Annotated in this window: 10 protein-coding genes; 4 read left to right on the forward strand and 6 right to left on the reverse strand. The window is 58.9% G+C overall.

What is annotated here, in order from left to right:
• Positions 1 to 98: 98 nt before the first annotated feature.
• Positions 99 to 1,199, reverse strand: a complete 1,101-nt coding sequence (locus RWL87_RS06235; RefSeq protein ID WP_313969269.1) for an XRE family transcriptional regulator — start codon at positions 1,197 to 1,199, stop codon at positions 99 to 101.
• 46 nt (positions 1,200 to 1,245) lie between these two features.
• Complete coding sequence (locus tag RWL87_RS06240; protein ID WP_313969270.1) at positions 1,246 to 2,037, reverse strand: hypothetical protein; 792 nt, start codon at positions 2,035 to 2,037, stop codon at positions 1,246 to 1,248.
• 268 nt (positions 2,038 to 2,305) lie between these two features.
• Between RWL87_RS06240 and RWL87_RS06245 the strand changes: the two genes are divergently transcribed.
• The gene (locus RWL87_RS06245) at positions 2,306 to 3,349 is read left to right on the forward strand and encodes a glycosyltransferase (protein WP_313969271.1); all 1,044 of its coding nucleotides are present in this window, start codon (positions 2,306 to 2,308) and stop codon (positions 3,347 to 3,349) included.
• A gap of 171 nt (positions 3,350 to 3,520) precedes the next feature.
• Here the strand turns inward: RWL87_RS06245 and RWL87_RS06250 are convergent, their stop codons facing one another.
• Positions 3,521 to 4,423, reverse strand: a complete 903-nt coding sequence (locus RWL87_RS06250; protein ID WP_313969272.1) for a PIN-like domain-containing protein — start codon at positions 4,421 to 4,423, stop codon at positions 3,521 to 3,523.
• 452 nt (positions 4,424 to 4,875) lie between these two features.
• On the opposite strand from RWL87_RS06250, the gene RWL87_RS06255 reads away from it, so the two are divergent.
• Positions 4,876 to 5,487, forward strand: a complete 612-nt coding sequence (locus RWL87_RS06255) for an ANTAR domain-containing response regulator (protein ID WP_049327112.1) — start codon at positions 4,876 to 4,878, stop codon at positions 5,485 to 5,487.
• A gap of 271 nt (positions 5,488 to 5,758) precedes the next feature.
• Here RWL87_RS06255 and RWL87_RS06260 read toward each other — a convergent pair whose 3' ends face one another.
• The 3 genes from RWL87_RS06260 to RWL87_RS06270 all read right to left on the reverse strand — a co-directional run bounded on the left by RWL87_RS06260 (position 5,759) and on the right by RWL87_RS06270 (position 7,967).
• Positions 5,759 to 6,007: a hypothetical protein gene (locus RWL87_RS06260; RefSeq protein ID WP_049341350.1), complete on the reverse strand. Its 249-nt coding sequence runs from the start codon at positions 6,005 to 6,007 to the stop codon at positions 5,759 to 5,761.
• A gap of 54 nt (positions 6,008 to 6,061) precedes the next feature.
• Positions 6,062 to 6,568, reverse strand: coding sequence for a PaaI family thioesterase (locus RWL87_RS06265; RefSeq protein ID WP_070847530.1), 507 nt, complete (start codon positions 6,566 to 6,568; stop codon positions 6,062 to 6,064).
• A 121-nt stretch (positions 6,569 to 6,689) separates the two neighbouring features.
• Positions 6,690 to 7,967 carry a dicarboxylate/amino acid:cation symporter gene (locus RWL87_RS06270; RefSeq protein ID WP_313969273.1) on the reverse strand — a complete coding sequence of 426 codons (1,278 nt, stop codon included), beginning with the start codon at positions 7,965 to 7,967 and terminating at the stop codon, positions 6,690 to 6,692.
• Between the two features lie 443 nt (positions 7,968 to 8,410).
• Here RWL87_RS06270 and polA point away from each other — a divergent pair, with 443 nt between their 5' ends.
• Together polA and RWL87_RS06280 are read left to right on the forward strand one after the other, a co-directional pair.
• On the forward strand, positions 8,411 to 11,422 hold the full coding sequence (polA, locus tag RWL87_RS06275) for a DNA polymerase I (RefSeq protein ID WP_313969274.1): 3,012 nt from the start codon (positions 8,411 to 8,413) through the stop codon (positions 11,420 to 11,422).
• A 756-nt stretch (positions 11,423 to 12,178) separates the two neighbouring features.
• Positions 12,179 to 12,937 (forward strand): S1 RNA-binding domain-containing protein (locus RWL87_RS06280; protein ID WP_313969275.1); only part of this gene is annotated, 759 nt, incomplete at its 3' end.

Below are 12,937 nucleotides of genomic sequence, written 5' to 3' on the forward strand. Positions count from 1 at the left end.
CATGTGGCTTCTCTGTTGAATTGGCCTGATATATTTTGGAGACGCACAGAGAAGCCTCGAGGGAGTGTAGAAATTACACCCTCTCGAGGCTTTGCCGTTTATACGCTCACTGGTAGAACAGGACGTCGCGCTGTGATGACTTCAAAATAATGTTGAGGTACGCGCGACTTCTCTCTCAATATCTCAGATGAAACGCCTGATTCCTCGATGAGACTAATCGCATGAGGAATTAGGGACGGTTCTTCGAGAGAAGAAATAAGACCTGGTTCCTTAGCACGCCATCCGTTACGAGAAACGGTAACCATGGCGTTTCGGTAGGCATCATCTGAAAGGCGGCCCAGTTCTTTAGCCCTATACAGAAGAGCCTGCATACTGATGCCCCAGTATTCCTTAAGCTCCTTCAGCTTCATCCAGCCTTGACCGTTCATGACTGTAGGCAATTCATCCTGAATGAATGCACTTGGCGCCAAAAATTCTGAGGCAAATGCATGAGCCTGAGCCTCAAGAACCTTATGACCAGGATCAGCATCAGCATGCATTACTAGGTGGCCTAGTTCATGGGCAGCATCAAAGCGTTGACGGTAGTAATCACCCTTTGTCGGGTTCAGAACTACTACTGGTGCCTCGCTACCAAAAGTGGAGTATGCATCAATTGCTGCACTATGGAATGGTGCAAAGACAACGACGATACCATGGTTCTCCATGGCGCGGACAACATGTTGGACGGGCTTATTTCCTAAACCCCAATCTTTACGAACCTGCTCAGCTGCTAGACGAGGAATCTCAGAACCGGGAAGGTCAGAATCAGTCAAGATACTGGGAAGTACCAGGTCCGGGAAGTCGACGTACTCATTCATTGTATGTACAACATCCTGGACAACTTGCGTATACGCTTGAGCCTGGTTGCGACTAAGCTGAGTTGTCGAGCGTAAAGACCTAAAGTGAGGTGCGCCAGAAATTAACGGGGCTTCTGAGAACTGGCTTTCAAGAAAAGATGGAGCAACGCCAAGAGTCAGAGCTAGTGCGTAGACATTATCTTTAGTTGGGTTTCGGTTACCCGATTCCCAGTGAGTAATAGTGACAGCACTAACTCCAAGACTCCTAGCCAAATCGCTCTTGCGGACACCTTGAAGTTCTCGAGCTAACGTGAGCCTCCTTGGGTCAAAGGAGAGTATGGGGGAAGAATCTTGTACAGACATAATGCTTTCGCGGACAAAGAGTGTGGTGTATGAGTCATAACAGCTCCTACTCAGCTGCCTTCTTCAGCTTAACATGAGCGTCGGGAACTGCCGGGGCCTCAGAACGGTTCGTAGGCTGGACTTCCTGTGCGGAAGAAGCGGCAACGGAGGGGGAACCAGACGATGCTGCACGAGCGAGCACGTCAATATTCCATACCCAAGGGCTCTGGCTTCGACGTTCGACTGGAGCAGGTAGACCGAGGACAAACTCCTTGAGTTCACCTTCGGGTGAAATATTATACGCTACTACCAAAATGGGGAGACGCAACGGCAAATCTTCGACGAGATCATCCAACCCCGGAATATCGAGAGTGTCCTGAACGTAGTGATTCGTTGCTGAAATAATTCGCTTTTTCGTGCTGCTCTCCCAACGAATCTTGTCAATGCCACCAAAGCGGTTAGCGCTTTGCATTACCAAGGAACAACAGGTGCTGACCTCCCAAAAAGGCATGTTCTTGTACGAATCGCTGCGGTAAAGACCCCGCGGGAGACTCAAATCCCTGAGAAGGGGGTATGCTTCCTGCGGAAGGTCAGTTGCCAAAGCTTCGAGATTCTCAGCGATAGGTTCTTTTTGGAACGTAGCAAACTTATCACCGGTAAGGGTGACACGATTAAGATTTTCGGCAACAAGTTCGTAATGGTTCATGCCCTTGCTGGCATTCCGCGCATGTTCAGGGTAATCCGGGTTGTTCGCCGCAAGCTGGATGATCTTTGCTGCAGTTGCCAGCGTGTCCAAAACTCCGAGGTCTTCGAGCCAGTCCTCCATGACCTTCTTATTGGTATAGGGAGAGTGGGACATTGTTAACTCCTTTGAAAAATATTGTTTGAAAATTAACTAAAGAATATAATGCGATTCTATCATTAACAACTGATGGGTGCTTGTATATGTCGATGGTGCAAGATGGAACGCGACCAAAAATGCTCTGAAGCCCATAATGACGACGAGCAGTACACGATGCGGGGCTCTGAGATATTCTGAAATTAGAAGACGCGCAGGCCCCCAAACGGCCCGGCGCATCGCACACCATACAACCCAATTCACCCCGAAACTCAGCGAAGGAGCCACCATGGCAGCCACCCTCCCCGGAACCCTCCCCGACCCCAACTACAAGCCCACCTACCGTTCCAACGGCGTCTGCGACGACCTCGCCGCACTCGTTGCACCGTACAGCCTCTCGCGCACCCAGCTCGCTGAGGCTACCGGCATTGCCGACGAGGCGACCGTGAACAGCTGGATTGAGCAGTGCTGCCCCGACCTTGCCGCGGATGCGCCCGCACCCCTCGAGCCCGTCCTGCGCTACCTGGATGACACCTACCTGCCCGACCCCGCTAACTGGCCCGGCGATAATGCCTACGACGAGTTCGTCCTCGAGAACATTGCCGCCCGCATGCTCGCCCGCGTTGTTGCTAACACTTTCGCCGCTGACCGTTCCGCCGACTACCGCGAACTGCTCGCGCTCATTGCAACCCTCGTGCTGATTGCCCGCTACTGGGATGGCACCGATGAGGCTTTCCTGACCCTGCTCAACGCCGAGCCCACCGTGCAGGCAGACGAATACCTGAATGAGGCTATCGCGAACGCCCCCGAGTCCCTGCGCCCGCTCCTGACCGAACTTCTGCTGCCCGCCCTGCGTGAGGCGCGCGGCACCTTCACCGCCGACGAGGCACGCCTGCTGACCGGCTACGCGCTCGCCGCCGGATACTACGCGGGCGAGCACCCCTACGAGACCCTGAACGGCATCCACGTTGCGTTTGTCGCAGATGACCGTACCCTGCCTGACGCCGCGCAGATTCGCCGCGTTGAAGACGTCCTCAAGGCTAACTTCCACGCCGCCCGTGCGGAAGCCGGCGCTACCGAGAACCCGGAGCCGCACGAGTTCACCCTGCCTGGCGACCAGTACGGCTACGAGACCGCCGCGCACCTGATTGCCGCCCTGCCCCAGGCGCACGACGCTATCGCTTTCAGCACCCAGCCCGGTGAGGGAACTAGCGCGCTCGCCGACGACTGCCGCGCCGCCTTCACCCTGTACCTGTGCTACCTGCTCTTGGGTGATGACGAGTCCTCGGAGGAGCGCGCCGCGGAGCTCTACCGTGCCAACCGTGAGGGATAGGAATTGAAGAACGTTCGCTAGATAATTCTTTGGCCGCAGACGCTGAAAAGCCACATGTGTTTCGAAAAGCCACGTTTTTAGTGGCTTCTCGAAACACATGTGGCTTCTCGCGGTTAATGGTGGTGGTTAGTGTGGTGGGATTATTCTCAGTGGTGACTTTATACGGCGAATTTACACAGCTACGGGCTGTTCCGCGCGAATCGCATTATAGGTAGCGTCGCTGACGGTCACGCCGTACTGGTTGGAGGCGAGTCGCAGAATCTCCTCGACGGTGTAGATGCGGAACACGCCGCCTCCGGTTGCCTTAGTGTATTCACGTAGCAGCTGACGGTTCGCCAGCTGGCGCACGGGCTCTTTACCCGATGCGGCGCGGACCTGCGGGCCGTTGCGCAGCCAGGTGTCACGCACGCCGCCGGTGACGAATACGCAGTCGGTGCCCTTCACACGGGTGGTGGCTTCTGCGATGCACTGGTTCCAGAGCGCGAAGTCGGAGTCGAAGGTGGTGTTCGCCAGTAGCGGGTGGCCCTGTTCGAGTGCTTCGCGGCACTGCTGTTCGTGGCGTTCGGGGCTGGGCGCCGCACCCACGTGTCCGGTGAAGATGCGGTTCAGTCGCGGCAGGATCGTGTCATCTTCGCGGCGTGCCATGTTGATGGATCCGGTGTCGGTGGTGGGTTCGAGGATCCTCATGATTTGCGCGATGGAGTGGTCCAGCTGGTGCGTGACTGAACGCAGGGCACTCCAGGGGGAGTTGCGTTCTTCGGGCAGGGTTTCTTTGAAGGATGCGAGCGCTGAGCGGACGCGTTCTGCGGCGGCGGGCACGGGGGAGGCGCCGTCGAGTGCTGCCCAGAATTCTTTGAGTGCCTGGTGGGGGAGGAAGGCGTGTCCGCGGAGCTGGGAGTAGGCGCGGAGGATTTCGTCGCTAACGTGGGTTGGGTAGTTGTAGAGGCTTGCAAGCGCGGTGGAGTCGAAGGCGACGAGAATTCCGGGGTGAATGGAAGTCAGCGGTTCGCGGTCGAGTTCCTTGTACTCGACGAAGTCTGAGTACAGGGTGCGTGCTTGACGGGTGATTGACATGAATCCCCTCCGGGTATCGAGTATGGTCGGTCAAATGCGAGTGCCGGAGAAGTCGAGGAGAATAATCCATTCCAGTGTATCGGCCTTCTTTGGCAGGTCATGGAGTTTCGGTATAAATATTTTGTTTATTACGTTTGTGTCTAACCCGAGGGTGTGTTACTGCATGTCAGAGTCATTTTCGGGTCTACGTTTTAGGTGTGAATTTCGCCGCGTATGTCTATGTTGTGCGGCTTTTTCTTCACGATTTTCTTCATGGTTATGAGCAGTATAGAACAAAAACGTGCATTAAGGTGCAAAATCTGAGGGGTGGCGCTCAAAATGACATCAGAAAACCCCTCCCACCTGCACATAGGACGCATATAACACGCGGGGGACAAGGCGCGAAAGTAGATGAACATTTATTCCCTCCTGTAAACTTTAAAGTGACTGAAATTTGATAAAGGAGAAGAGTAATGTCAGAGCTGACCACTCAGGATCAGGCAGAGGAGCAGGGTCCCGCCCGCACCGTCGTCGTGGCAGAAGACGAGGCATTGATTCGCCTCGACATCGTAGAAATTCTGAAGGACCAGGGTTTCGATGTTGTTGCAGAAACCGATAACGGCAAGACCGCCGTCGAACTGGCACAGAAGCACCGCCCCGACCTCGTCCTCATGGACGTGAAGATGCCGATCATGGACGGCATCACCGCAGCTGAGGAAATCGCGAAGGAACAGATTGCTCCCGTCGTTCTGCTGACTGCATTCAGCCAGAAGGAACTCGTCGACCGTGCCGTTGAGGCAGGCGCTATGGCGTACGTCGTCAAGCCTTTCTCCCCGAACGACCTGGTCCCCGCAATCGAGGTGGCAATCAGCCGCTACGAGCAGATTCGCGCCCTCGAGAAGGAAGTTGGCACCATTCGCGACCAGTTCGAGACCCGCAAGCTCGTTGACCGCGCAAAGTCGCTGCTCATCACCAAGATGAACCTGACTGAGCCGGAAGCATTCCGCTGGATTCAGAAGACCTCCATGGACCGCCGCCTGTCCATGCGCGAAGTTTCTGACACCATCATCAAGCAGCTCTCCTAAGCACGAGACGTACACAGTACGTGACAGTACAGGTACGAATGCACGCTACGGCGAAGACTAGGATTCGCCGCTGAGCACACACAGCTGGTGCAGCGATGAGCCAGCGCCTTTATTCATGACACACAAACGCCCCACCCCTCACGATGAAGCTGAGGACGGGGCGTTCGTGTTTAACCGTTCGTTTCTGACCGTTCGCGGGTGCGCGCGGCGAACCGGGTGCCTAGCGCGGGTGGGAACCTAGCGCTGGTTGGAACCCTAAGGTAGGCAGAGCCTAGCGCAGGTAGCGGTTCAAATCGTCGTCATCATTGTTCGGGCCGCTAATGGGGCGGTCCGTCGGAGAACCAGCCCAGAGCATGCCGCCGGTACCGAGCATCACGCCCAGCCACCAGAAGCTGCCGGGGTTGTTGATGGCGGTCACCAGGCACACCAGCATCACACCGATTGCGATGGGCAGGACAATGCGCTTGGCGCGCACAATCTTCGGGTAACGCTTGAAATAGGGGGTGCGCTCGCGGGCCATGGTTGTCCTTTCGTTGGGGGTCGTTCCCTCTACCTTAGCTTAGACGGTGTTGGCTTAGGCGGTGGGGCGGGGAATCAGCATGTTGGTGATGCGTGCGGTGCAGGTGGTGCGGCCGCGCTCATCCACAATGTCGATGGAGTGGATGCACAGGGTGCGTCCGAGCTTGACGGCGGTGCAGGTTGCGGTGACGACACCGGAGACTGCCGGGCGCACGTGGGTTGCGTTGATGTCCACGCCGACTGCTACGAGGTCTTCACCGCCGTGCACGCCCGCGGAGAGCGAGCCGAGGGTCTCGGCGAGAACCACGTTGGCGCCGCCGTGCAGCAGGCCGATGGGCTGGGTGTTACCGGCGACGGGCATGGTTGCGACGGTGCGTTCTGCGGTGAGTTCCTGGAACTTAATGCCCATGGCGGGGATGAGCTCGCCCAGGCCGCGGGGGAAGTAAGAGTGCAGGTGCTCGGGGATGCCGCTCTCGGTCAGCTGTGCCTTGATTTCTTCTGCGGTGAGGGTGGTGGGTGCTGCCGCGCGGACGGGTGCGTGCTGTGTGTTGTTTTCAGTCATGAATTCCAGTGTACTCCTCGGTTTTTGGTGCTTTGACCTGCGGGGGAGGCTCCGGGTACGCATCAGCCCCGCCTCCTTACGGGGGAGACGGGGCTGAAAAACGCTGCGGAGGCGGAGAGGATTAGGCGGAGATAGCTTCTGCCTTTTCGATGTCCTCGTCGCGGATTTCCTTATCGGGGTTCACGCCGCTTGCCTTGGAGATACGTTCGGTCAGGGCTGCGATGGTCGCGTCACCGGTCACGTTGGTTGCGGTGCCGAAGGAGTCTTGAGCCAGGTACAGGGCAATCATCAGGGCAATCATGGAGGCGTCGAAGCCGAGCATGGACTGCAGCAGACCGATTGCGGTCATCACGCCACCGCCGGGAACGCCGGGAGCGGCAACCATCATCACGCCGAGCACCAGAATCATGGGAATCAGGCTACCGAAGTCGGGGTGCTGACCGGTCATGAACAGCACTGCCACCGAGCAGGAGGTAATGGTGATCATGGAGCCGGAGAGGTGAATGGTCGCACACAGCGGAATCGCGAAGTCCACCACGCGGGGCGAGATGCCAGCCTTCTTTGCCGAACGCACGGTCACCGGAATGGTTGCAGCCGAAGACTGGGTACCGATTGCGGTGAAGTATGCCGGGAGCATGGTCTTGAGCATCTGGACGGGGTTGCGGCGAGATACCGCACCAGCCACCGAGTACTGCAGCGCCAGGGTAACCCAGTGCAGAATAATCACCATGACGAACACCAGACCGAAGACCGAGAGAATCTTTGCCACCTGACCGGCGAGGGTCATGTTCGCAAACACGCCCACGATGTGCACGGGCAGCAGGGGAATAATCACGTAGCCGAGCATCTTCTCAACGATGACCTGGAAGTCCTCGAAGAGGTTCAGCATCGCACGGGTCTTCAGGGCGGTAATGCCCAGGCCCAGGATGAAGGAGAGAATCAGTGCACTCAGCACGCCCATAATCGGGGTTAGCTCGAAGGAGACATAACCCTTGGAGAGAGCGTTCTCGGGGTTGTCGAAGGAGGCGAGCTGCTGGCCCTGCAGGATGATGGGGTAGAGCAGCAGAGCGCAGGTCAGCGCCAGGAAACCAGCAAGGATGCTGGAGATGTACGCCAGACCCACGGTGATGCCGAGCATCTTGCCCGCACCCTGCGCGAGGGAACCAATGCCGGGCACGATGAAGCCGATAATAATCAGCGGAATTGCGAAGCTCAGGAAGGCGCTGAACACGGTAGAGAAGGAGACGAAGAGCTGCACAATGAGGTCGGTGGGGATGGCCGCGCCGGTGGCGTCATTGATGCCGCTAATCATTCCGGGGGTCAGCATGCCGATGAGCACACCCGATGCAATCGCGATGATAATCCACGCGAGGAGGGGGAGTTTTTTGAGTACCTTCATGGGTTCCTAAATGAGGGTTCGTTGTGTGTTGAGCGCGGGAGGTGCCCTCACAGTCCGGTGGATCCTGCCGGTGAATTCTGGGTAGAGCTCTGCCTATGAATGCACGGGGTGTGGGGGTTTCCTACGCTGGAGGCGATAATAAGGTTATATATTATCTGGAAACCGTATTATTATCCACCTCACATAGTGGCTTGGGGCACAATTTTTTGGGTGAAAACTCACCAAACGTACCCCACCGGTACCTATATATGAGGTAAAACTCTTTCCGCACACCCCGTTATTCCGCTATATGGCACGGCGCGAGGACTTACACGGCGCCTGAGCCCATTACGGCGCGGGCGCCTCCTCACAGGGCTGACCCGCACCCGTCGAAACCAGCCGTTACGAACCCAGCCGTCACGAAGCCAACCACCGAGAAAACTCAGACTCGATACACTAGAGGGGTGACTACAGAGAACAAAACCCTCCTGCTCATTGACGGACACTCCCTCGCCCTACGTTCCTTCTTCGGCATCTACACCATGGCGGAAAAGACCGGGCAGCACATCTTCGTGCGTAGCGACGGCCAGCACACCGAGGCCGTGCACGCCTTCCTCTCCACGCTGCTGAGCATTATTAAAGACAACCAGCCCAGCCACATCGCCGTAGCCTTCGACCTGCCCGGCGGCACCTTCCGCACCGCCGAATACGGCGAATACAAGGGCGGCCGCAACGCCATCCCCGAAGCCTTCAACGGCCAGATTGACCTCATCAAGAAGATGCTCGGCGCGCTCAACATCCCTGCGCTCACCTACGAAAACTACGAAGCCGACGACATTGTCGCAACCCTCACCCGCCGCGGCACCGAAGCCGGCTACAAAGTCCTCATCCTCTCCGGCGACCGTGACATCTTCCAGCTCGTCACCGACGAGGTCACCCTGCTCTACCCGGTCACCACCGGCCCCTCCAAGGGTATTCAGCGCATGGATCCCGCCGCCGTCGAAAAGAAAACCAAGGTACCCCCGCACATGTACCCCGACCTTGCCGCCCTCACCGGCGAGCAAGCGGACAACCTGCCCGGCGTGCCCGGCGTGGGCCCCGGCTTCGCCGCCAAGTGGCTTGGTGAATACGGCTCCCTGCAGGGCGTGCTCGACAACCGCGACAAGATTGGCGGCAAGAAGGGCGAGGCGCTGCGCGAGAACGTGGATAACGTGGTGCGCAATCGACGCCTCAACCAGCTCGTCAACGACCTTGACCTGGACGTCACCCTCGAAGACACCGCATTCACCCCCGACCTGGATGCACTCAACACCTTCTTCGACGAGGTAGAGTTCCGCACTATCCGCAAGCGCGCCGCCGACACCCTCGGCCCCATCGTTCGCGCCGCCGGATCCGCAGGCGCTACTAGCTCCGCCGCAGAAGCAGGGGAGGAGGGCGCCCCCAAGAAGGCACCCACCGGCCCCGTCTACGCACCCATCGCTACCAGCGCACCCACCAAAAACGCAGACGCAGCAGCATTCCGCGCCTTCTGCGCCGCCGCAGCCGAAGAAAACTACGGCACCGACGAACAGGGCGCGCCCATCGCCGTACCCGAACGCCTCGAAGGCGCCGTGACCCTCTACCCGGTCACCAACCTGCCCGTAGCACGCCCCGCCATCGGCGACGCCCCCGCAGTCAAGGTCACCAAAACCAAGATCCGCGCCGCCGAAGAAAACCCCGAACTGCTCGGCGTGCTCCTCACCAGTAAGAGCACCAGCCTGTGGATTGACACCCGCAGCATCGACCCGGAACTCGACGCCGCCCTCGCCGCGTGGCTCTCCGACGAAGCTGCCCGCAAAATCGTCATGGACCTGAAAGTTCAGCGCAAACTCCTGCGCGCCTACGGCTACGAACTGGCCGGCGCCGTCGAAGACCCCGCACTGTCCTCCTACATGTGCGGCTTCATCCCCACCGCAACCCGCAAGCTCTTCTCCGAACGCATGGAAGACCTCGCCGAACGCTACCTCTGGATCCCCAAGGACCCCTACGCACAGCTCGTCTTCCAGCCCGAAGAAGAAGAGGCAGAACCCTCCCTCTTCAGCATGCCCGGCGAAGCCGAACCCGTCGAAAACCTGCGCTACTTCACGCAGATTAGCCGCATCATCCACGAGCTCGCACGCCTGCTCCACTTTGAAATGGAAGAGCACGGCCAGCTGAAGGTCTACGAAGAAATCGAACTGCCGCTACTCTACGTCCTCGCAGACATGGAACAGGCAGGCATCGCCGTGTCCGACGCGCTCCTTGCCGAACTGCACGACACCTTCTCCGCACGCGCCGCCCAGGCGCAGGACGCCGCACGCACCATCGTCGGCGACACCGTCGAAACCGACGACGGCGAAGAACCCCTCAACCTCGCCTCCGTCAAACAGCTGCAGACCGTGCTCTTCGACAAGCTCGCCCTGCCGCACACCCGCAAAATCAAGTCCGGCTACTCGACCGACGCCGAATCCGTCACCGAACTGCTCTCCAAAATCTCCCCGGAGTCTGACGGTGCCGCATTCCTCGGTGCGCTCGCCGCCTACCGCGACAACATCAAACTCGTACAGACCGTCGAAGGCCTGCAGAAGGCAGCCGCCGACGACGGACGCGTGCACACCACCTTCCAGCAGGGTGCCGCCTCCACCGGTCGACTCTCCTCGACCGCGCCGAACCTGCAGAACATCCCGATCCGCACCGAGGAAGGCCGCCGCATCCGTGGCGCCTTCATCGTCGCGCCCGCACCCATCGACGGTGTGGAATACGAGGGTCTGCTCACCGCCGACTACTCGCAGATCGAAATGCGCATCATGGTGCACCTCGCCGCCGACGAGAAGCTCATCGCCGCCTACGAAGCGGGGGAGGACCTGCACCGTTACGTCGGCTCCGAAGTCTTCGGCGTTGCCCCCGAGGACGTCACCCCCGAGCAACGTTCCAAGGTCAAGGCAATGTCCTACGGCCTGGCGTACGGCCTCTCGCGCTTCGGTCTCGCCAAGCAGCTGAACATCAGCTCCGATGAGGCCGGCGAACTGCGCACCAACTACTTCAAGCGCTTCGGACGCGTGGGACGATTCCTGCGCGGCGTGCTCAAGCAGGCACACCAGGATGGCTACACCGAAACCATTTTCGGCCGCCGCCGCGTGCTGCCCGACCTGGACTCGCCCAACCGTGTACGCCGTGAAGCCGCCGAACGCGCCGCCCTCAACGCCCCGATTCAGGGCACCGCCGCGGATATCATCAAGATTGCCATGATCAACATTCACCGCCGCCTGCGCGAAGAGGGCCTGAAGACCCGCATGCTGCTGCAGGTGCACGACGAAATCATCCTCGAAGTCGCCACCGGTGAGCGTGAAGCCGCCGAACGCGTACTCGTTGAGGAGATGAGCGGTGCAGCCTCCTTGCGTGTTCCTCTGGATGTGCAGGTCGGCTGGGGCAAGTCCTGGCAGGAGGCGGGCCACTAGGCTCACTGCCTTCTCGCGGCTTCCGTGCGGAAAGCGGTATTCGTCCTCGTTCCTACAGGGAACCCGCCCTCGCTTCGCTTCGGGCACCCTGATGTCACTACGGACGATACCGCCTTTCCGCGCTGGGATACTGTGCGGGGGCGGCCGCGTTTTCCGGTTGGGTGCTCGGGTAGTCCCTCAGTGAGCCGCTCTTGGCCCCAGGGTCGAAGCGTGCCGGTGCACCTTCCGGAAGCGACATCAGGGTACCCTCTCGGGTGCTCTCCGCAGCGAAGCAAGGAGAGAGCGGAGCGCCCGAGAGGGTGGGTTCCCCTGTAGGAGCGTAGGAAGGTGCGCACCGGTCGCATCCTTGGGTGGGGAGAGGAACGAGGACGAACACCATCCCTCAACTTCACAATCAAATAAAACCGCAAATAAGTACGGGAATCCCGGGCGCGTAACCATTGACGACACGCCCGGGATTCCCGTACACTATTAATCGCGTGTACCAACGTACAGGTTTTCTATGCTCTTTTTCTCTTCGGAGAAACGAACATGAATTGCCTGTACATCCTGCTTAAAGCATCTGCTTCCGGTGGGCGGTACACATTGTAAGTATCCGTCAGCTCGACGTTTCCTCACCCCGTTCAAAGGTGTTAGCGGCCCTATGCCGTGCGCGCCGGGGTGAAAAAGTGAGCCGGCCGGCGCCTCCACCAGGGGGCGTTGAGCGGCGAACCGGCAGCGTCGACCTATTAGAAATCCAATTGGAGCCCTCACTACATGAGCACCAACATCCCTCAGGTCGCAATCAACGACATCGGCGACGAGCAGGCATTCCTCGAGGCAGTCGAGAAGACTATCAAGGTCTTCAACGACGGCGATCTCGTCTCCGGCCAGGTCGTTAAGATCGACCACGATGAGGTTCTGCTCGACATCGGTTACAAGACCGAAGGCGTCATCCCCTCCCGCGAGCTGTCCATCAAGCACGACATCGACCCCTCTGAGGTTGTCGAGCTCGGCTCCGAGGTTGAGGCACTCGTCCTCACCAAGGAGGACAAGGAAGGTCGCCTGATCCTCTCCAAGAAGCGCGCACAGTACGAGCGTGCATGGGGCGACATCGAGAAGGTCAAGGAAAACGACGGCGTCGTTACCGGTACCGTTATCGAGGTTGTCAAGGGTGGCCTCATCCTCGACATTGGTCTGCGTGGCTTCCTGCCCGCATCCCTCGTTGAGATGCGCCGCGTCCGCGACCTCGCACCTTACATCGGTCAGCAGATCGAAGCTAAGATCATCGAGCTGGACAAGAACCGCAACAACGTTGTTCTGTCCCGCCGTGCATACCTGGAAGAGACTCAGTCCGCTGTTCGCTCCTCCTTCCTCAACGAGCTGGAGAAGGGTCAGGTCCGCGAGGGCGTTGTCTCCTCCATCGTCAACTTCGGTGCATTCGTGGACCTGGGTGGCGTGGACGGTCTGGTTCACGTTTCCGAGCTGTCCTGGAAGCACATCGACCACCCGTCCGAGGTTGTCGAGGTTGGCCAG

Origin of the sequence: uncultured Rothia sp. (assembly GCF_963555405.1) — a bacterium.
Taxonomy (GTDB): Bacteria; Actinomycetota; Actinomycetes; order Actinomycetales; family Micrococcaceae; genus Rothia.